This is a genomic window from Streptomyces sp. RerS4, from assembly GCF_023515955.1.
GTDB lineage: Bacteria > Actinomycetota > Actinomycetes > Streptomycetales > Streptomycetaceae > Streptomyces.
This window is the reverse complement of sequence record NZ_CP097322.1, coordinates 3351045-3372482: the sequence shown is the minus strand read 5'-3', so window position 1 is coordinate 3372482 and position 21438 is coordinate 3351045. Positions and strand designations below refer to the sequence as shown.

Below are 21438 nucleotides of genomic sequence, written 5' to 3'. Positions count from 1 at the left end.
GTCACCGTGCTCGGGGCGGTGTTCGGGGCGTGCTGCTGCTGGGGCAGGCGGTGGTCGCGCGGCACCGGGCGGGGCCGCGGCCGACCTGGCGGCCCTCGCGGCGGCGCTGACCTGGGCCCGGGGCCCCGAGGCGGCCTGCGCCGCGGCCGGGCGGGTCGCCGGGGCGCAGGGGTGGTGGTGGCCGAGTGCCGGGTCGGGGGCGAGGTGGTCCAGGTCTCGGCCCGGGTCCGGGCGGGCCCCTTCACCCCGACCGTCCGGGCCCGCGCCGGCCCTCCCCTGACGGCCTCGACCGAGCCGCCTTGACCGAGCCGCCCTTGACCGGGCCGCCCTTGACCGGGCCGCCCTCGACCGAGCCGCCCTCGGCCGGGCCGCCACCGGCGGCGGTGGTTTCGGCCGCGCCGGCGCGGGCCGGATCCGGGCTTACGGCCTCGTACGGGGCGGGCTCGCTCGGAGGGTCGCCGGCTCGGTCGGGGTGAGTGGTCCAGGGATGTTTCGGGTGGGTGCGTCAGGGCTCGGGGGTGGGGGTGGTCAGGAGGCGGGTGAGCAGGCGGATGGCGCCGCGTTTGTGGAGGGGGTCGTTGCCGTTGCCGCACTTGGGGGACTGGATGCAGGACGGGCAGCCGGCCTCGCACTCGCAGGCGGCGATGGCGTCCCGGGTCGCGGTCAGCCACGCCCGCGCCGTGTGGAAGGCCCGCTCGGCGAAGCCGGCGCCGCCCGGGTGGCCGTCGTAGACGAACACCGTGGGCAGCAGGGTGTCCGGATGCAGCGGGACGGAGACCCCGCCGATGTCCCAGCGGTCGCAGGTGGCGAACAGCGGGAGCAGGCCGATGGAGGCGTGCTCGGCGGCGTGCAGGGCGCCGCCGAGGATCTCCGGGTTGATCCGGGCCTCGTCGAGCTGGTCCTCGGTGACCGTCCACCACACGGCCCGGGTGCGCAGGGTGCGCGGCGGCAGGTCCAGTTTGGCCTCGCCGAGCACCTCGCCGGTGATCAGTTTGCGCCGCAGATAGGAGACGACCTGGTTGGTGACCTCGACGGAGCCGTAGCAGATCCTGGCCGCACCCCAGGGGATCTCGGTCTCCGTCTCCAGGATCCGGATGGTGGTGGTGTCGCGGGCGGTGGTGGAGAAGGGCGGCGAGGCTTCCTCGACCAGGGCCACGGAATCCTCCAGGTCCAGGTGTTTCACCAGGTAGGTGCGGCCCTGGTGGAGGTGGACGGCACCGTCGTGGACGGCGGAGTGGGACGCGGCCTCGTCGACCGTGCCCAGCAGCCGGCCGGTCGCGGCCTCGACGATCTGCACCGGGCGGCCGCCGCCGCCCCGGATGTCGGTGAGGTCGCAGGCCCGCTCCCGGCGGGTCCAGTGCCAGGCCGCCGTCCGCCAGCGCAGCAGCTTCGCGGCCTCCAGCTGCGGCAGCAGATCGGCGGTGGCCGGGCCGAAGAGGTCCAGGTCCGCTTCGGTCAGGGGCAGCTCGGCGGCGGCCGCGCACAGGTGCGGCGCCAGGACGTACGGGTTGTCCGGGTCCAGGACCGTGGCCTCCACGGGCTGCCGGAACAGCGCCTCGGGGTGGTGGACCAGGTACGTGTCGAGCGGGTCGTCACGGGCCACCAGCACCGCGAGGGCGCCCTGCCCCGAGCGGCCGGCGCGGCCCGCCTGCTGCCACAGCGAGGCCCGGGTGCCCGGGTAGCCGGTGATCAGGACGGCGTCCAGGCCGGAGACGTCCACGCCCAGCTCCAGGGCGGTGGTCGCCGCCAGGCCGAGCAGCTCCCCGGAGTGCAGGGCCCGCTCCAGGGCCCGCCGCTCCTCGGGCAGGTAGCCGCCCCGATAGGCGGCGACCCGCCGGGGCAGGCTCCGGTCGACCTCCGCGAGCCGTTCCTGCGCGATCACGGAGATCAGTTCCGCGCCGCGTCGGGAGCGTACGAAGGCCACCGTACGGACGCCCTGCACGACCAGGTCGGTCAGAAGGTCGGCGGTCTCCGCCGTGGCCGTACGGCGTACGGGCGCGCCCTTCTCGCCCTTGAGGTCGGTCAGCGGCGGCTCCCACAGGGCGAACACCACCTCGCCGCGCGGGGAGGCGTCGTCGGTGACCTCCAGGACCGGCACGCCCGTCAGCCGGGACGCGGCGGCCGCCGGGTCGCCGGCGGTGGCGGAGGCCAGCAGGAACACCGGCTCGGAGCCGTAGCGGGCGCACAGGCGCCGCAGCCGGCGCAGGACCTGGGCGACGTGCGAGCCGAAGACCCCGCGGTAGGTGTGGCACTCGTCCACGACCACGTACCGGAGCGACTTCAGGAAGGAGGCCCAGCGGGCGTGGGACGGCAGTATGCCCCGGTGCAGCATGTCGGGGTTGGTCAGCACGTAGTTGGCGTACTGGCGCACCCATTCGCGTTCCTCGAAGGGGGTGTCGCCGTCGTACACGGCGGGGCGGACGGCGTTTCCGAGGGGCGCGGCCAGTTCCCGGACGGCCCGCCGCTGGTCGGCGGCCAGAGCCTTGGTGGGGGCCAGGTAGAGGGCGGTCGCACCGCGCCCGTTCGGGGCCCGCGCCCCGTCCGTGAGGGCGGAGAGCACGGGTGCGAGGTAGGCCAGGGACTTCCCGGAGGCGGTTCCGGTGGCGATGACCACGGACTCGCCGTCCAGGGCGTGCTCGGCGGCCGCGGCCTGATGTTCCCACGGATGTTCGATCCCGGCGGCCTGGATCGCGGCCACGACATCCGTTCGGATGCGGTCCGGCCACACTGCATGACGACCCGCCCGAGGGGGCAAGTGCTCCGTATGGGTGATGCGCGCAGCCCGCGAAGGCCCCCGTGACAGCCGGTCCAGAACCGTGCCGGGGGTGGGTCCAGGGTGCCCCGGTGCCGTGGCCGGACCGGGGCGGTCAGTGTTGCCCATTGGAACCGAGTGTGTCACTGGCGTGCGGGACAATGGTCCCAAGGCGTCGTGCGCGCCTGCCGGTAAGTGATTGAATGCCATCGCGGCAGCCGATCCCTCCCCTTACCTTCGGGTGGGGAGGCCCCTGGGGGGCGCCGCTCGATAGCAAGGTGCTGGAGGATCCGTGGACCTGTCCCTGTCGACTCGCACTGTCGGCGACCGCACGGTCGTAGAGGTCGGTGGCGAGATTGATGTGTATACCGCGCCCAAGCTGCGCGAGCAGTTGGTGGAGTTGGTGAACGACGGCAGCTACCACCTGGTTGTCGACATGGAGCGAGTGGACTTCCTCGACTCCACCGGCCTCGGTGTGCTCGTGGGAGGCCTCAAGCGCGTGCGCGCGCACGAGGGCTCGCTGCGTCTGGTCTGCAACCAGGAGCGCATCCTGAAGATCTTCCGTATCACCGGTCTGACGAAGGTGTTCCCGATCCACACGAGTGTGGACGACGCCGTCAACGCCACCGACTGACGGCCGCCGGCGACCGCCTCCCCGGCGGTTGCCGGCGCCGACCAGGAGCGGGGGTACCGGGCCGCGGACGGTCCGGGCCCCTGTCAAGGCACGCCCGTAGTCCGAGGGGGACGCACATGGCCACCGTTGAACTGCGCTTCAGCGCCCAGCCCGAGCACGTCAGGACGGCCCGCCTCGTCGCGGCCGCCGTGGCGCGCAGGGCCGGTGTGGAGGAAGCCGTACTCGACGAGGTCCGCCTCGCCGTCGGTGAGGCCTGTTCGCGTGCCGTCGGACTGCACCGCAGCAACGGACTGACCGCGCCCGTCCGGGTCGTGCTGATCGAGGAGGAGAAGCTCTTCTCCATCGAGGTCGGTGACGAGGTACCCGGACCGGCCGGCGGTTCCACCGGCACCGTGCCGGGGATCGCGGCCGCCCTCGACCCCGATGCGGACGGTGAGGACGAGATGGGCCTCGCGGTCATCAGCGGCCTCGTCGACGACGTCGCCGTCACCACCGGGGAGGCCGGCGGAACGATTCGCATGACCTGGCCGATCTCGGGCCACGGCGGCCTTTCCTAGCCGCTCCTGCCACCGGCGCACCTCCGCCTCGGCCCGGGGCGGGCCGCGCCGACCGCGTCCGGGCGCGGGTCCCTCGTATCTTCGGATCTTTTTCAAGGCCCTGCTGAGCAGGGCCTTTTTCGTTTTCCCCGATAAACCTGAAGATGTTGATCGGCCGTCAATGCCTTTGTCCCATTACCTCTTTCGAGGGTAATGGAGTGACGCGATCTATTGCTGAGGAGCGAGACCACGCCAATTGCGTTTCCCGCCCACTGTTTTGATCAGGTCGCGCTCCCTACAATCCGTCCACATCTTGAGCTCATCACGTCAAGGAGGACGAATGACGGGGCTCTTCACCCCTATCGCGCCCGATCGCGTCAACGATCTGGCAGCCGCCGTACTCACCGAAGACAATCGGCTGATCGTTTTCGTGATCGCGGGCGTCGCTCTCGCCGCCCTCGTCGTCGCGCAGATCCTGGTCCGCCAGGTTCTCGCCGCCGACGAGGGAACCGACAGCATGAAGAAGATCGCAGCGGCCGTTCAGGAAGGCGCCAACGCCTATCTGGGACGCCAGTTGCGCACGCTCGGCGTCTTCGCCGTCGTGGTCTTCTTCCTGCTCTTCCTGCTCCCCGCCGACGACTGGACGCAACGGGCGGGACGTTCCGCCTTCTTCCTCGTCGGCGCCCTCTTCTCGGCCACCACCGGCTACATCGGCATGCGCCTCGCGGTCCGCGCCAACGTCCGCGTCGCCGCCGCCGCCCGCGAGGCCACCCCGGCCGAGGGCGAACCCGCCAAGGACCTGACGGAAGTGGCCCACAAGGCCATGAAGATCGCCTTCCGCACGGGTGGCGTCGTCGGCATGTTCACCGTCGGCCTCGGCCTGCTCGGCGCCTCCTGCGTCGTCCTGGTCTACGCCGCCGACGCCCCCAAGGTCCTGGAGGGCTTCGGCCTCGGCGCCGCCCTGATCGCGATGTTCATGCGCGTGGGCGGCGGCATCTTCACCAAGGCCGCCGACGTGGGCGCCGACCTGGTCGGCAAGGTCGAGCAGGGCATTCCGGAGGACGATCCGCGCAATGCCGCGACCATCGCCGACAATGTGGGCGACAACGTCGGCGACTGCGCGGGGATGGCGGCCGACCTCTTCGAGTCGTACGCCGTCACCCTCGTGGCCGCGCTGATCCTGGGCAAGGCCGCCTTCGGCGACCTCGGCCTGGCCTTCCCGCTGATCGTCCCCGCGATCGGTGTCATCACCGCCATGATCGGCATCTTCGCGGTCTCCCCGCGCCGCAGCGACCGCAGCGGCATGACCGCCATCAACCGCGGCTTCTTCATCTCCGCCGTGATCTCGCTGGTGCTGGTCGCGATCGCCGTCTACGCGTACCTCCCGGCCACCTACAAGGAGCTCGTCGGCGTCGAGGACGCCGCGATCTCGAACCACCCCGGCGACCCGCGCGTCCTGGCCGTCGTCGCCGTCGCCATCGGCATCGTGCTCGCGGCCCTGATCCAGCAGCTGACCGGGTACTTCACGGAGACCAACCGCCGTCCCGTCCGGGACATCGGCAAGTCCTCCCTGACCGGCGCGGCCACCGTCGTCCTCGCCGGCATCTCCGTCGGCCTGGAGTCCGCCGTCTACACGGCGCTGCTCATCGGCCTCGGCGTCTACGGAGCCTTCCTGCTCGGCGGCACGTCGATCATGCTGGCGCTGTTCGCGGTGGCCCTGGCCGGCACCGGCCTGCTCACCACCGTCGGCGTCATCGTCGCCATGGACACCTTCGGTCCGGTCTCCGACAACGCCCAGGGCATCGCCGAGATGTCCGGCGACGTCGAGGGCGCCGGCGCGCAGGTCCTCACCGACCTCGACGCCGTCGGCAACACCACGAAGGCCATCACCAAGGGCATCGCCATCGCCACCGCCGTCCTCGCCGCAGCGGCGCTCTTCGGCTCGTACAACGACGCCATCACGGGCGCGGTGAAGGAAGTCGGCGCCAAGGCCGGCGAGATGAACCTCAGCCTCGACATCGCCCAGCCCAACAACCTCGTCGGCCTGGTCCTCGGCGCGGCGGTCGTGTTCCTCTTCTCGGGCCTGGCCATCAACGCCGTCTCCCGCTCCGCGGGCGCCGTCGTCTACGAGGTGCGCCGCCAGTTCCGCGAGCACCCGGGGATCATGGACTACACCGAGAAGCCCGAGTACGGGCGCGTCGTGGACATCTGCACCAAGGACGCGCTGCGCGAGCTCGCCACGCCCGGCCTGCTCGCCGTCCTCACCCCGATCGCCGTGGGCTTCAGCCTCGGCGTCGGAGCGCTCGGCTCCTTCCTCGCGGGCGCCATCGGCACCGGCACCCTGATGGCGGTCTTCCTCGCCAACTCCGGTGGCGCGTGGGACAACGCGAAGAAGCTCGTCGAGGACGGGCACCACGGCGGCAAGGGCAGCGAGGCCCACGCCGCGGTCGTCATCGGCGACACGGTCGGCGACCCGTTCAAGGACACCGCCGGCCCGGCCATCAACCCGCTGCTCAAGGTGATGAACCTGGTGGCGCTGCTGATCGCCCCCGCCGTCGTGCAGTTCAGCTACGGCGCGGACACCAGCGCGACCGTACGGGCCATCGTGGCGACCGTCGCGATCCTGATCATCGTCACCGCGGTCTACATCTCCAAGCGGCGCGGCATCGCCGTCGGCGAGGACAACACCGGCGGAGCGGCCGAGCGGGTGGCGCAACCGGCCGATCCGGCCGTGGTCTCCTGACCTCGGGGCTCCGACCCCTCGGGAGGCCCCGGCCGTAAGGCCCACGGGCGTCCGTACGCGAGGCACGGGCTCGATGATGCGCCCGAACGGCGGACGGGCGGCGCGGACTGACGCGCCGTCCGTCCGCCTTTGTGCGTCCCCGGATGGAGGGCGTGTATCTTCCGGCCGAGAGCCTTCGAAGGGACCAATCCGGTGAACAAGAAGCTTGCGGCCGCGGTGTCCGGCGGTGCGGTACTGATGCTCGTCCTGTCCGGCTGCGGTGGGGGCGAGGACGACGGCGCCAAGAAGGCCGACGCCTGGGCCAAGAAGGTCTGCGACCAATGGGAGCCCCAGCTCACCAAGATCAAGGACACCAACGACGAGCTGAAGCGCGTCGCGACGCAGAGCAGCAAGCCCGAGGAGGTCCAGAAGACCGACTCGGCCGCCTTCCAGACGCTCTCCGACGCCTACAAGAGCATGGGCGGGTCCCTGACCTCCGCCGGGGAGCCGCCCGTCAAGGACGGCAAGAGCGCCGCGGACGCCGTGGTCAAGAGCTACGACGAGATCTCCAAGGGCTACATCGATCTGAAGACGAAGATCGACGCCCTGGACCCCAAGGACCAGGCGAAGTTCGCGGAGGGTCTCCAGCAGGTCGCCGGCGGACTCACCGAGGTCGCGGCCAACGAGACGGCGAGCAAGCAGAAGCTCAGCTCGACCGGGCTGAGGGTGCTCAACACGCAGAAGGGCTGCCAGGTCACCACGGCCAAGTAGCCGACTGGCGCAGTCGACCGGCACGCAGTCGACCGGTCGAGCCGCCGGACGCCGGGGCGGCCGGGTCCACAACGGACCCGGCCGCCCTGGCGCGTGTCCCGGGGTCGTACGCATTGCCCGTACGGGCGGCCACAATGGACGCGTGAGTACCACCAGCCTCCCCCAGCCGCAGCCCGAACGCGCCGCCGCGCTCCGCGCCGCCCTGCTCGCCGCCGGCTTCACCGCCGACGGACTGCTCGACCTCCTCGGCGCCCCCGCCTACGCCGCCCTCGCCCGCAGCGAGACGGTGCCCGCCCTGCGGGCCACCCGCCGCCACGGCGACGGCCCGCTCGCGAGCCTGGTCCGGCTGTTCCTGCTCCAGGCCCCCGTGCCCTACGTCCACGCCGCGGCCGCCCTGCCCGTCGAGGACGCGCTCGCCGACGGCTGGCTGCGGCGCGAGGGGGACGAGGTGCACGCCACCGTGGACGTGCGCCCGTACGGGGGCCCGGACGGCGAGGACTGGTTCATCGTCTCGGACCTCGGCTGCGCCGTCGGCGGGGCCGGCGGGATCGGCAGCCGCGAGGAGGGCGTCGTCCTCGGGGTCGGTGGGGCCTCCACCACCCTGGCCGGCATCACCGTCCGCACCCCCGTCGCCACGGCCCTCGACCTCGGTACCGGCTCAGGGATCCAGGCGCTGCACGCCGCCCAGCACGCCACCCGGGTCACCGCCACCGACGTCAACCCCCGGGCCCTGGAATTCACCCGTCTGACGTTGGCGCTCTCCGGGGCGCCGGAGGCGGAACTCTTGGCCGGATCCTTGTTCGAGCCCGTCGGTGACGCGACGTACGACCTGATCGTGTCCAACCCGCCCTTCGTGATCTCGCCCGGCCCGCGGCTCACGTACCGGGACGGCGGCATGGGCGGCGACGACCTGTGCCGCACCCTGGTCCAGGAGGCGGGCGCGCACCTCAACCCGGGTGGCTACGCCCAGTTCCTCGGCAACTGGCAGCACGTCGAAGGGGAGGACTGGCGCGACCGGGTCCGCTCCTGGGTGCCGCGCGGCTGCGACGCGTGGATCGTGCAGCGTGACGTGCAGGACGTGACGCAGTACGCGGAGCTGTGGCTGCGCGACGCCGGCGACCACCGCGCGGACCCGGCGGAGTACGCCGAGCGCTACGAGGACTGGCTCGACGAGTTCGAGTCCCGCAAGACCAAGGCCGTCGGCTTCGGCTGGATCACGCTGCGCCGCAGCGACGCCGCCGAGCCGTCCATCGTCGTCGAGGAATGGCCGCATTCGGTCGAGCAGCCGCTCGGCGAGACGGTCCTCGCGCACTTCGCCCGCCAGGACTACCTGCGCGAACACGACGACGCGGCGCTGCTGGCGGGGTACTTCCAGCTGACCGAGGAGGTCGTCCAGGAGCAGGTCGGGGTGCCCGGAGCGGAGGACCCGGAGCACGTGGTGCTGCGGCAGAACCGCGGAATGCGGCGGGCGACCAAGGTCGACACGGTCGGCGCGGGGTTCGCCGGGGTGTGTGACGGGTCACTCAGCGCGGGGCGGATTCTGGACGCGATCGCCCAGCTGGTGGAAGAGGATCCGGTGGCGCTGCGGGACCGGACGCCGGAGGCGATCCGGCTGCTGGTGGAGCAGGGGTTCCTGGAGCCGGTGCCGGGGCCGACGGCGGGCTGATCGGCGTACGGGTCGGCAGGCCGCGCGGGGGCTCGTACCGCCGCGCGGGGGCTCGTACGCCGTCCCGGGAAGCTCCTGCGCGGGGCGCCGTACGCCGTCCCGTGGGGCCGCGTGGCCAGGATGTAACCCGGGGTTCGTCCGCCGTATCCCCGGGGCCGGCAGGCTCCCGGGATACGGCGGGATCCGGGGGGATTCCCGCGCGGCTCACCGGTGGCTCACGGGTGATTCACGGGTGATTCACGGGCAAGGGGAACGGTATGGAACGAGGCCCGGCGATCTTCGCGGCAACCGTCTTCCTGCTGTTCGGAGGCGCCCTGCTGGCGTGGACGGGGGCGCGGGTCCTGCACCGCGCGCCGGTGGCCGATGGCGTGCGCCCCGTGGTGGCCGTACCGCTGGCGCTGCTGGCCGGCGCGGGGTCGCTGGCCCTCGGGGTCTGGTGCCTCCAGCGGTTCTGAGGCGAGCACCCGCGATGATTCCCGTCGGGGTGTGAAACCCGACGTCGCGAGGGGTGCGGGGGCGGGGCCAGACGGCCCTTCGGCCACTCGGCCCGGTGACCGGGAGAGGTCCGGCGCGGCATCCGGGCGGCAGAAATGGCACTTGTCGGGTTACCGTTCGAGTGGCCGTTGCGGGCTTGTGCCGTTTGACACGGGGGCGGGTTGTACCGTCACACTCCGCAGCGTCGCCGTACAGCGACCGAGTGCCGACCGGAGAGAAGAGCCAAGTTGTCCCCGACTAGCGAGACCGCAAAGGGCGGCCGCCGACTCGTCATCGTCGAGTCCCCTGCCAAGGCGAAGACGATCAAGGGCTACCTCGGCCCGGGATACGTCGTCGAGGCGAGCGTCGGGCACATCCGCGACCTCCCGAACGGCGCGGCCGAGGTTCCCGACAAGTACACCGGCGAGGTCCGCCGCCTCGGCGTGGACGTCGAGCACGACTTCCAGCCGATCTACGTCGTCAACGCCGACAAGAAGGCCCAGGTCAGAAAGCTCAAGGAGCTGCTGGCCGAGTCCGACGAACTCTTCCTCGCCACCGATGAGGACCGCGAGGGCGAAGCCATCGCGTGGCACCTGCAGGAAGTCCTCAAGCCCAAGGTTCCCGTCCACCGGATGGTCTTCCACGAGATCACCAAGGACGCGATCCGCGACGCCGTCGCCAACCCGCGCGAGCTCAACCAGCGCATGGTCGACGCCCAGGAGACGCGCCGCATCCTCGACCGCCTCTACGGCTACGAGGTCTCGCCGGTCCTGTGGAAGAAGGTCATGCCGCGCCTGTCGGCGGGCCGCGTCCAGTCGGTGGCCACCCGTCTCGTCGTCGAGCGCGAGCGCGAGCGCATCGCCTTCCGCTCCGCCGAGTACTGGGACCTGACCGGCACCTTCTCCACCGGCCGCGCCGGTGACCCGTCCGACCCGTCGTCGCTGGTCGCCCGCCTGAACTCGGTGGACGGCAAGCGCGTCGCGCAGGGTCGTGACTTCGGCGCGAACGGGCAGCTCAAGAGCGAGGTGCTGCACCTCGACGAGGCGAACGCCCGAGCGCTGGCCGCCGCGCTGGCGGACACCTCGTTCGCCGTCCGCTCGGTCGAGTCCAAGCCGTACCGCCGCTCCCCGTACGCCCCGTTCCGCACGACGACGCTCCAGCAGGAGGCCTCGCGCAAGCTGGGCTTCGGTGCGAAGGCGACGATGCAGGTGGCGCAGAAGCTGTACGAGAACGGCTTCATCACCTACATGCGTACCGACTCCACCACGCTGTCGGACACCGCCGTCGCGGCGGCGCGGGCGCAGGTCACCCAGCTCTACGGGGCCGACTACCTGCCGGAGAAGCCGCGCGTCTACGCGGGCAAGGTCAAGAACGCGCAGGAGGCCCACGAGGCGATCCGGCCTTCGGGTGATCGTTTCCGCACGCCGGCGGAGACCGGTCTGACCGGCGACCAGTTCCGTCTCTACGAGCTGATCTGGAAGCGGACCGTCGCCTCCCAGATGAAGGACGCGACCGGAAACTCGGTCACCGTGAAGATCGGCGGCCGCGCCGCGGACGGCCGGGACGCCGAGTTCAGCGCCTCCGGCAAGACGATCACCTTCCACGGCTTCATGAAGGCCTACGTCGAGGGCGCCGACGACCCGAACGCCGAGCTGGACGACCGCGAGAAGCGGCTCCCGCAGGTCGCCGAGGGCGACGCGCTGAGCGCCGAGGAGATCACCGCCGACGGCCACTCGACCAAGCCGCCGGCACGCTACACCGAGGCCTCGCTGGTCAAGGAGCTGGAGGAGCGGGAGATCGGCCGTCCGTCGACGTACGCGTCGATCATCGGCACGATCCTCGACCGCGGCTACGTCTTCAAGAAGGGCACGGCGCTCGTCCCGTCCTTCCTGTCGTTCGCCGTGGTGAACCTCCTGGAGACGCACTTCGGGCGGCTCGTCGACTACGACTTCACCGCGAAGATGGAGGACGACCTCGACCGCATCGCACGGGGCGAGGCCCAGTCCGTGCCGTGGCTGAAGCGGTTCTACTTCGGCTCCGAGGACGCCTCGGAGGTCGTACCGGCCGACGGCGACCACCTCGGCGGCCTGAAGGAGCTGGTCACGGACCTGGGCGCGATCGACGCCCGGGAGATCTCCTCCTTCCCCGTGGGCGACGGCATCGTCCTGCGCGTCGGCCGCTACGGGCCGTACGTGGAGCGCGGCGAGAAGGACGCGGAAGGCCACCAGCGGGCCGACGTACCGGACGACCTGGCTCCGGACGAGCTGACGGTCGAGTACGCGCAGGAACTGTTCGCGAAGCCGAGCGGTGAATTCGAGCTGGGCACGGACCCGGTGAGCGGGAACCAAATCGTCGCGAAGGACGGTCGCTACGGGCCGTACGTGACGGAGATCCTGCCCGAGGGCACGCCGAAGACCGGCAAGAACGCGGTCAAGCCGCGCACGGCCTCGCTGTTCAAGTCCATGTCGCTGGACACGGTGACGCTGGACGACGCGATGCGGTTGATGTCGCTGCCGCGCGTGGTCGGCGTGGACGCCGAGGGCGTGGAGATCACGGCCCAGAACGGCCGCTACGGCCCGTACCTGAAGAAGGGAACGGACTCGCGGTCGCTGGAGACCGAGGACCAGCTCTTCTCGATCACCCTGGACGAGGCGCTGGCGATCTACGCCCAGCCGAAGCAGCGGGGCCGCGCCGCGGCCAAGCCGCCGCTGAAGGAGCTGGGCACGGACCCGGTGAGCGAGAAGCCGGTGGTGGTCAAGGACGGCCGCTTCGGCCCGTACGTGACGGACGGCGAGACGAACGCGACGCTGCGGCGGGACGACGACGTCGAGACCATCACGCCGGAGCGGGGCTACGAGCTGCTCGCGGAGAAGCGCGCGAAGGCCCCGGCCAAGAAGACGGCGAAGAAGGCGCCGGCCAAGAAGGCCCCGGCGAAGAAGGCGACGGCGGCCAAGAAGACGACGGCCGCGGCGAAGAAGACCACCGCCGCGGCGAAGAAGACGGCCGCCAAGAAGACGACGGCCAAGACGGCGGCCGCGAAGAAGACGGCGGCCACGGCCCCGGCGGCGGACGAGTAGGCCGGAAGATCGGCCTTGCCGGCGGTTGAGGCGCGGGGGCTGGGGGGCGGAGCCCCGCAACGTCCGCGCCTCAACCGCATCCCCGGGCCCGACCGGCCGAGGTCCCGGGCCCGGGGGCCGGCCCCGGAAGGTGGGGCCGGGGTCACAGCCGGGGTTGTCCACAGGCCACGCCACCGGCCAAGCGCAGCGGATAGGCTGGGCGGATGACGCGAGCCGAGCAGCCAACGGTCGTGACCGCCTCCGAGAACCCCACCTACGACGAAGCCCTCGCCGCGGACTCCCGCGAGCGGGCGGTGCGCGCCCTGCTGCGCACCCCCGGGCTGCGTCGGCTGTGGAGCGCCCAGCTGGTGACCGGCATCGGCGATGCCCTCGCCCTGCTGGTCCTGGTGCTGCTGACCCTCCAGGCGGCCGTCACCGCGGGCCCTGACGGCCTGTTCGGCGGCGGCTACCGGGGCGCGGCCCTCGCCGTCACCGCCGTCTTCGGGGTGCGGATCATCGCCACCGTGCTGTTCGGCGCGGTCCTGCTGGGGCCGCTGGCCAAGCTCACCGCCCCCGGCGGCGCGCTCGACCGGCGCTGGACGATGGTCGGCGCCGACGGGCTGCGCATCGCGCTGTTCGTGGTCGCCCCGCTGTGGCTCGACTGGATCCCGGCGCACGCCACGACCGCGCTGCTGGCCACCGTGTTCGTCTCCGGGGGCGCCGAGCGCGTGTGGACCCTGGCCAAGGAGAGCGCCGCCCCGGCGCTGCTGCCGGCGCCGCCGCCGGAGGGGGCGACCGTACGGCCGCTCCCGGACCACCTGGACGCCCTGCGCCGGCTGACCCTGCGTACCGCTTTCGCGGCGCTGCCCGTCGCGGCCGCCGCGCTGCTCGTGGCGACCCTGGTGGGGCGGGCGCTCGGCCTGGGGGTGGACTGGTTCGCCGCGAACCAGGCCGCGCTGGGTTCGTACGTCGCCGCCGGCCTCTTCGCCGCCTCCGTCTCGCTGCTGCTGCCGCTCACCCTGCCCGCGACGAAGACGCCGAGGCCGCGTTCGCCGCTGGAGGGGCTGCGGACCCCCAAGACGGGCGACCGGCCGGAGAAGGGGCGTACGGGCGCGGTCCGGCTGCTCGTGCTGACCTGCGCCGCCGTCGCCGGGGCGGTCGCCGCCGCCGCGTCCGTCTCCGTCCTGCACGCCTTCGACCTCGGCGGCGGCCCGGCCGCGTACGCCCTGCTGGTGCTCGCCCTCGTCGGCGGCACGGCCCTCGGCATCCGCGCCACGCAGGCCGGGAAGGTGCTGCCGACGCTGTCGCGGCGCCGGCTGCTGGCGCTGGCCACGGCCGTGGCCGGGGTCGCGCTGCTGCTGACCGGGCTGGTCCCCGACACCGCGACGGTGGTGTTCCTGGCGCTGCTCGCCGGTATCGCGGCCGGTGTCGCCGCCAACACCGGGCACACCCTGCTCGACCAGGAGACCGAGGAGTTCCGCCGGGCGCGGGTCACCGAGCACCTCCAGGCCGTGGTCCGGGTGGCCGTGGCCCTCGGGGCGATCGCGGCGCCGCTGCTGGCGGCGGGCATCGGCCCGCACCGCTTCGGCGGCGGGGGCGTCGTCCTCTCGCACGGCGGCGCGGCCTTCACGTTGATGCTGGTGGGCGCCCTGCTGCTGCCCGTCGCCGTGACCGTCCTCGCCAAGGCCGACGACCGGGGCGGCGTACCGCTGCGCCGGGACCTGCGCGACGCGCTGCGCGGTGGGGAGCCCGTACAGGCCCCTTCGACGACCGGGTTCTTCATCGCCCTTGAGGGTGGTGACGGGGCCGGCAAGTCCACGCAGGTCGAGGCGCTCGCCGACTGGATACGGGGCAAGGGCCACGAGGTCGTCGTCACGCGCGAGCCCGGAGCCACCCCGGTCGGCAAGCGGCTGCGCTCCATCCTGCTCGACATCTCCTCCGCCGGACTGTCGAACCGCGCCGAGGCGCTGCTCTACGCCGCCGACCGCGCGGAGCACGTGGACACCGTCGTCCGGCCCGCCCTGGAGCGGGGCGCGGTGGTCATCTCCGACCGCTACATCGACTCCTCGGTGGCCTACCAGGGCGCCGGGCGCGACCTGTCGCCGACCGAGATCGCGCGGATCTCGCGCTGGGCCACCGACGGCCTCGTACCGAACCTGACCGTGCTGCTCGACGTGTCGCCTGAGACCGCGCGGGAGCGCTTCACCGAGGCGCCGGACCGGCTGGAGTCGGAGCCCGCCGAGTTCCACCAGCGGGTGCGGGCCGGTTTCCTGACGCTCGCCGCCGCCGACCCCGGGCGCTACCTGGTGGTCGACGCCGGCCAGGACCCCGGCTCGGTGACCACCGTCGTACGCCACCGCCTGGACCGGATGCTGCCGCTCTCGGAGGCCGAGGTCGCGGCGCAGCTCGAAGCGCGCCGGCTCGCCGAGGAGGAGGCCCGGCGCAAGGCCGAGGAAGAGGCCGCCCGCAAGGCGGAGGAAGCCCGGCTGAAGGCCGAGGAGGAGGCCCGCCTGGCCCGGGAGGCCGAGGAGGCGCGCCTCAAGGCCGAGGCGGAGGCCGCCGAGGCCCGCCGTCTCGCGCAGGCGGAGGCCGCCCGCAAGGCCGAGGAGGAGCGGCTGCGCGCCGAGGAGGAGGCCCGGGTCCGGGCCGAGGCCGAACGGCTGCGTGCGGAGGCCGAGGAGAGGGCCCGCGCGGCGGAGGCCGAGCGGATCCGGCTCCAGGAGGCGGAGGAGGCCCGGCTGCGTGCCGAGGCCGAGGCCCGTCGGATGGAGAAGCAGCGCAGGGCGGAGGAGGCCCTGCTGCGGGCGGAGGAGGCGCGGCGGTTGGCGGAGGCCTCGGCCGCCGCGGCTGCTGCCGCTTCGGCCGCGGCTGCCTCGCAGGCTCCGACGGCGGCTGCGGCGCCCGCGCCGAAGGTGGCGATGCGCAAGGAGCCGTTGCCCGGGGAGGGTTCGCCCAGGGTGCCGATGCGCAAGGAGCCGGTGCGCGAGGAGTCCGTGCGCGAGGAGCCGGTGCGCGAGGAGCCGCATCCGGACGACGCCGTCACCGTCGAGACCCCGATGGTCAAGCGGGTCGTCCACCCCGACGACGTGACGCAGACCGTCCCGGTGCCCGTCGTCGACCCGGCGGCGCGCGCCGCCGACGAGACGGCGGTACTGCCGCCGGTCCGGCCCGAGGGCCCGCGTGACCGTCGGGACGACGGCCCGAACGCCGCGCGGCACGGCGGCGACGCGCCGTCCGGCCGGAGCCGTCCGGCCGCGTCCGGGCGGACCGGTTCGGCGTCCCGTCCGACCGCCCGGCGCCCCGAGGAGAACCCGACGGACCGGGTGCCGCCGGGCATCTTCCGCGACACGGGGAACGACGTGACGCGCGAGCTGCCGGTCTTCGGCGACGACGGCCGCCCGCGCCGGGCCCCGTCCGACTGGGCCGAGGCGACCCCGATGGACGATCTGCCGACACTGGCGGACGAGCTGCTCGGCCCGCGCCCCGACGACGAGGACGACCGGGACGGCCGGCGCGGGCGCCGCTGATCGCCCCCGATCCCCGCGGAATCCCCGCCGATCCCGCAGGCCGTCACCGGTCGGCGGGGATTGTCGGTGGCGGGCGCCACAATGGAAGCCGGATACGGCACGGACGACGCGACACGGACACGGACAGTGAGAGGCGGTGGGCGGGATGCCCGTATGGGACGACCTGGTGGGCCAGGAGCGGGTACAGGCGCAGCTGGCCGCCGCCGCCCGGGACGCCGACGCCTTCGTCACCGCCGTCGCCGACGGGGCCCCACCGCCGCCCTCGTCCAAGATGACCCACGCCTGGCTGTTCACCGGTCCCCCCGGTTCCGGTCGGGCCACCGCCGCGCGGGCCTTCGCGGCGGCCCTCCAGTGCGTCAGCCCCGACCGGGCGCTCGGCGGCGAACCGGGCTGCGGGTTCTGCGACGGCTGCCACACCACCATGGTCGGTACCCACGCCGATGTGGAGATCGTCCGGACCGACCTGCTGTCCATCGGCGTCAAGGAGACCCGCGACCTGGTCCGCCGCGCCCAGCTGTCGCCGGCCGTCGGGCGCTGGCAGGTCATCGTCCTGGAGGACGCCGACCGCCTCACCGAAGGCGCGGGCAACGTCCTCCTGAAGGCCGTGGAGGAGCCCGCTCCGCGCACCGTGTGGCTGCTGTGCGCGCCCTCACTGGAGGACGTGCTGCCCACCATCCGCTCCCGCTGCCGGCACCTCAGCCTGCGCACCCCGTCCGTGGACGCCGTGGCCGACCTGCTGGTGCGGCGCGACGGTGTCGAGCCGGCCGCCGCGGCAGCCGCGGCGCGCGCCACCCAGGGCCACATCGACCGGGCCCGCCGGCTCGCCACCGACGAGTCCGCGCGCGCCCGGCGGGCGTCCGTACTGAAGCTGCCGCTGCGCGTGGACGACGTGGGCGGGTGCCTGAAGGCGGCGCAGGAGCTGGTCGACGCCGCCGCCGAGGACGCCAAGCAGGTCGCGGAGGAGGTCGACGTCAAGGAGACCGAGGACCTCAGGGCCGCGCTCGGCGCCGGAGCGGGCGCGGGCAGTCGCATGCCGCGCGGCACGGCCGGGGTGATGAAGGAGCTGGAGGACCGGCAGAAACGCCGCCGGACCCGTACCCAGCGCGACACCCTCGACCTGGCCCTGACCGATCTGACGGGCTTCTACCGGGACGTGCTGGCCCTCCAGCTCGGTTCGAACGTGGCCATCGCCAACGAGGAGGCCCGCGCCGACCTCGACCGGATCGCCCGCGCGTCGGGCCCCGAGCGGACCCTCAGACGCATCGAGGCGATCATCGCCTGCCGGGACGCCCTCGACCGGAACGTGGCGCCGCTGCTGGCGGTCGAGGCGATGACGATGGCCCTGCGCGCGGGCTGACGGCGTCACGCGGGCTTTCACCGCCTCACCCGTCCGAGCGATCCGGGGCGGTGCCCGGCGGGGGCGTCGGGCGGGCGGGGACGCCGGTCCGTGCCTGGTCGGAGGCCGCCCGCGCGACCGCGGCCCGTCGGACGGGCCCGGCGGGCAGCACGTAGGCTCGCGGCATGGACACCAGGAGCGTGCTGCGTACCACCGGGACCGTGATCGCAGCCGCGGGGCTGCTGCTCTCCGGATGCACCTCCGGCGGTCCGAAGGTGGCCTCGGCCGAGCCGAGCGCCGTCTCCGCCGGGCTGAGCCCGTACTACGAGCAGAAGCTGAGCTGGCGCGACTGCGGTGTCCCCGGGTTCCAGTGCGCCACGTTGAAGGCGCCGCTGGACTACGCGAACCCCGGCTCCGGGCAGGACCTCGACCTGGCGGTGGCCCGCAAGGCCGCGACCGGGCCGGGCAAGCGCCTCGGCTCCCTCCTGGTCAATCCGGGCGGGCCGGGCGGCTCCGGGATCGGCTACCTCCAGGCGTACGCGGGCATCGGGTACCCGGCCGCCGTACGGGCCCGGTACGACATGGTGTCCTTCGACCCGCGCGGGGTGTCGCGCAGCACCCCCGTCGAGTGCCTGACCGGGCCGCAGATGGACCGCTTCACCCAGGTGGACCAGACCCCGGACGACCAGACGGAGCGGACGCGGCTGGTGACGGCGTTCAAGGAGTTCGCGGCAGGCTGCGAGGAACGCTCCCGGCGGGTCCTGCCGCACGTCTCCACCGTCGACGCGGCGCGCGACATGGACATGCTGCGGGCGGTGCTGGGCGACGCAAAGCTGAACTACGTCGGGGCCTCGTACGGGACCCTGCTCGGGGCGACGTACGCGGACCTCTTCCCGAAGCGGGTGGGGCGGTTGGTGCTGGACGGGGCGATGGACCCCTCGCGGCCGGCGCTCGAACTCAACCGGGACCAGACGGAGGGCTTCGAGACGGCCTTCCGCTCCTTCGCGACGAACTGTGCGAAGCAGTCCGACTGCCCGCTGGGCCAGGGCGATCCCGACGCGGTGGCGCAGCGGCTGAAGGAGTTCTTCCGCAAGCTCGACGCGCAGCCCGTGCCCTCGGGCGACCCGGCCCGCCCGCTGGGCGAAACGTTGGCCACGACGGGCGTGATCGCGGCCCTGTACGACGAGAGCGCGTGGCCGCAGCTGCGCGAGGCGCTCAAGGAGGCCATGAACGGCGACGGCGCCCCGCTGCTGGCCCTGGCGGACGGCTACTACGAGCGCGAGGCCGACGGCTCGTACGCGAACCTCATGTACGCGAACGCCGCCGTGAACTGCCTGGACCAGCCGGCCGCCTTCGCCGGCCCCGAAGCGGTCGACGCGGCCCTGCCGTCCTTCGAGAAGGCCTCGCCGGTCTTCGGGGCGGGGCTGGCGTGGGCCTCCCTGAACTGCGCGTACTGGCCGGTGAAGGCGACGGGCACGGCGAAGCCGCTGGCGGCGAAGGGCGCGGCCCCGATCGTGGTGGTCGGCACTACCCGCGACCCGGCGACCCCGTACAAGTGGGCGCAGGCCCTGGCCGACCAGCTCGACTCGGGCACGCTGCTGACGTACGACGGCGACGGCCACACCGCGTACGGTCGCGGCAGCGCCTGCGTCGACACCGCCGTGAACCGCTACCTCTTGGAGGGCCGCGCCCCCTCGAACGGCACCCGCTGCTGACCCCCACCCGCCCTTGGTTCGGGGCACCCCGTTTAACCCTGTAGACTTGGCGCCGCTGCTGATGAGAGTCTCCCACCAGGGAATTCCCATCGCCCAGCGGTGCCGCCTTAGCTCAGTTGGCCAGAGCAACGCACTCGTAATGCGTAGGTCTCGGGTTCGAATCCCGAAGGCGGCTCTGTAGAAGCCCCAGGACTCACTCGCCGTGACCTGGGGCTTTTGCTATTTACCGGATCTTGCGGCGGCGCCGTGCTCGTGCCGCACGAGTGCGTGGGTTGGGTTCGAATCACGAAGGCGGCTCCATCGAAGCCCCAGGTCGTTCAACGACCTGGGGCTTTTGGCGTGGACGTACGGGCGCGCCTTGCGGTGGTGGGGGAGCGGCTGGGGTGCGTTGGCGGGCATCGGGCTGAGTGGGGGCGGGGCCGGGTGCGGTCGCTGGGGGGTGGAGGCGGGGCTACGTTGGAGGGGTGGCCGGGCGTGGGACGGGTTGGAGGCCGGCATGGGTGGTGTGAGGGCGCGGTGGTGCGGTGTCGCGGCCGCGGTGGCGTTGGTGGTGGTGCCCTTCGGGGCTGGGGTCGGGTACGCGGGGGAGGGGGCCGGGCCGGCGGTCGTGGTCGTCGCGCCGTCGCCGTCGCCGTCGGCTTCCGATGAGTTTCCGCAGCTGACGCCCGCCGTGGCGGCGCGGCTCGACGAGGCCGTGCGGAAGGTGCAGGCCGAGGCGAAGATCCCCGGGGTGATCGTCTCGCTGTCGGCGCCGGGCAAGGGTGAGTACGTGCGGGCCTTCGGGGTCGCGGACAAGGCCACGGGCGCGCCGATGACGCCCGACCTGAACATGCGGATCGGCAGCGAGACCAAGACCTTCACGGTGACGGCGCTGCTCCAGCTCGTCGACCAGGGCAAGGCCAAGCTGGACGACCCCATCGGGAAGTACGTCGCCGGGGTTCCGAACGGCGACCGGATCACCTTGCGCGAGCTGGCCGCCATGCGGAGCGGGCTCTTCAACTACTCCGCCGACGAGGGCTTCTTCAAGGCGCTGACCAGCGACCCGCAGCGGGCGTTCACCCCGCAGGAGCTGCTGGCGTACTCCTTCAAGCACCCGGTGCAGTTCGAGCCCAACGCCGAGTTCGAGTACTGCAACACCAACCTGATCCTGCTGGGGCTGGTGGTGGAGAAGCTCAGCGGACAGCCGCTCGCCTCGTACGTCAACGAGCATGTGGTGAAGGCCGCCGGATTGCGGCACACCGTCTTTCCCACCGGTGCGGAGTTCCCGAACCCGCATGCCCACGGCTACACGAACCAGACCGCCGACGGGAAGACCGAGGACGCCACCGACTGGAACCCCTCCTGGGGTTGGGCGGCCGGTGCGATGATCTCCGACCTGCCGGATCTGCGCAGCTGGGCCAAGACCCTGGCCACCGGAACCCTGTTGACCCCCGCGACCCAGGCGCAGCGCCTGAAGGTCACGCCGGCGGGCGACCTCCCGGACACGGGCTACGGCCTGGGCATCTTCAACGTGGACGGCTGGATCGGCCACAACGGCTCCCTGCCGGGCTACCAGAGCCTGACGATCTACCTTCCCGAGGCGCGGGCCACGCTGGTGGTGCTGCTCAACACGGACATCTCCCACGAGGGTTCCGAGCCCAGCACCCTCTTCGGTGAGGCGGTCACGGAGATCGTCACCCCCGAGCACGTCTATCGGCTGGCGCCTCAAGCAGCTGCTCCCAGGCACTGAACTTGCCCACCGGCCGCGGCCATTGGACGTGGCCGGCGCAGAATCAGTGGCATGGAGACGATAAAGATTCGAGTTGCGGGTGAGGGCGATCTCGACGTGGCCGCGGAGCTGTTCCGCGGCTACCTCGACTTCTACGAGGTGAAGGTGGAGGACGAGGAGCGCCCCCGCGCGTTCCTCGCCGAGCGGATCGCGAACGACGAGTCGCTGGTCCTGCTCGCCGAGGTGCCCGGCGTGGGCACGGTCGGGTTCGCGCAGGTCTACCGGATGTTCTCGTCCCTGTCCCTGCGGACCGGGTGGCTGCTCAACGACCTCTACGTCGCCCCGTCCGGCCGCCGCACCGGCGCCGGCCGGGCGCTGCTGCGCGAGGTGTTGCGGCGGGCGAAGGAGGCCGGGGTGGCGGGGGTGCAGCTGGAGACGGCGTACGAAAACGACGTTGCGCAGGGGCTGTACGAGTCGGAGGGGTTCGTGCGCGAGGAGTTCCACGTGTACTTCCACGACCTGGGTTGAGGGCCGTTGCCGT

Annotated in this window: 13 protein-coding genes and 1 tRNA gene; 13 read left to right on the top strand and 1 reads right to left on the bottom strand. The window is 72.7% G+C overall.

The annotated features are described in order from the left end of the window. Window positions 1-505: 505 nt before the first annotated feature. Window positions 506-2962: a DEAD/DEAH box helicase gene (locus M4D82_RS15400; protein ID WP_249766597.1), complete on the bottom strand. Its 2457-nt coding sequence runs from the start codon at window positions 2960-2962 to the stop codon at window positions 506-508. Window positions 2963-3044: 82 nt separating this feature from the next. Here M4D82_RS15400 and bldG point away from each other — a divergent pair, with 82 nt between their 5' ends. The 13 genes from bldG (at window position 3045) to M4D82_RS15335 (ending at window position 21425) form a co-directional block, all read left to right on the top strand. Continuing rightward, window positions 3045-3386, top strand: coding sequence for an anti-sigma factor antagonist BldG (gene bldG, locus M4D82_RS15395; RefSeq protein WP_042812494.1), 342 nt, complete (start codon window positions 3045-3047; stop codon window positions 3384-3386). Between the two features lie 116 nt (window positions 3387-3502). Beyond that, window positions 3503-3943 carry an ATP-binding protein gene (locus M4D82_RS15390; RefSeq protein ID WP_249766596.1) on the top strand — a complete coding sequence of 147 codons (441 nt, stop codon included), beginning with the start codon at window positions 3503-3505 and terminating at the stop codon, window positions 3941-3943. A 319-nt stretch (window positions 3944-4262) separates the two neighbouring features. After that, complete coding sequence (locus M4D82_RS15385; protein WP_249766595.1) at window positions 4263-6665, top strand: sodium-translocating pyrophosphatase; 2403 nt, start codon at window positions 4263-4265, stop codon at window positions 6663-6665. Window positions 6666-6857: 192 nt separating this feature from the next. Further along, on the top strand, window positions 6858-7415 hold the full coding sequence (locus tag M4D82_RS15380) for a small secreted protein (RefSeq protein ID WP_249766594.1): 558 nt from the start codon (window positions 6858-6860) through the stop codon (window positions 7413-7415). 142 nt (window positions 7416-7557) lie between these two features. After that, complete coding sequence (locus M4D82_RS15375; RefSeq protein WP_249766593.1) at window positions 7558-9081, top strand: DUF7059 domain-containing protein; 1524 nt, start codon at window positions 7558-7560, stop codon at window positions 9079-9081. 257 nt (window positions 9082-9338) lie between these two features. After that, window positions 9339-9536: a hypothetical protein gene (locus tag M4D82_RS15370; protein ID WP_249766592.1), complete on the top strand. Its 198-nt coding sequence runs from the start codon at window positions 9339-9341 to the stop codon at window positions 9534-9536. 267 nt (window positions 9537-9803) lie between these two features. Beyond that, complete coding sequence (gene topA, locus M4D82_RS15365; RefSeq protein WP_249766591.1) at window positions 9804-12632, top strand: type I DNA topoisomerase; 2829 nt, start codon at window positions 9804-9806, stop codon at window positions 12630-12632. Between the two features lie 203 nt (window positions 12633-12835). Next, on the top strand, window positions 12836-16138 hold the full coding sequence (gene tmk, locus M4D82_RS15360) for a dTMP kinase (protein WP_249766590.1): 3303 nt from the start codon (window positions 12836-12838) through the stop codon (window positions 16136-16138). Between the two features lie 145 nt (window positions 16139-16283). Beyond that, the gene (locus tag M4D82_RS15355; protein WP_249766589.1) at window positions 16284-17495 is read left to right on the top strand and encodes a DNA polymerase III subunit delta'; all 1212 of its coding nucleotides are present in this window, start codon (window positions 16284-16286) and stop codon (window positions 17493-17495) included. Window positions 17496-17659: 164 nt separating this feature from the next. After that, window positions 17660-19189, top strand: a complete 1530-nt coding sequence (locus M4D82_RS15350; RefSeq protein ID WP_249766588.1) for an alpha/beta hydrolase — start codon at window positions 17660-17662, stop codon at window positions 19187-19189. A 101-nt stretch (window positions 19190-19290) separates the two neighbouring features. After that, window positions 19291-19364, top strand: a tRNA-Thr gene (locus M4D82_RS15345). Window positions 19365-19685: 321 nt separating this feature from the next. Beyond that, window positions 19686-20918, top strand: coding sequence for a serine hydrolase domain-containing protein (locus M4D82_RS15340; RefSeq protein ID WP_249766587.1), 1233 nt, complete (start codon window positions 19686-19688; stop codon window positions 20916-20918). Window positions 20919-20969: 51 nt separating this feature from the next. After that, a complete protein-coding gene (locus M4D82_RS15335) occupies window positions 20970-21425 on the top strand; it encodes a GNAT family N-acetyltransferase (RefSeq protein WP_249766586.1) in 456 nt (151 codons plus the stop codon). Window positions 21426-21438 lie beyond the last annotated feature (13 nt).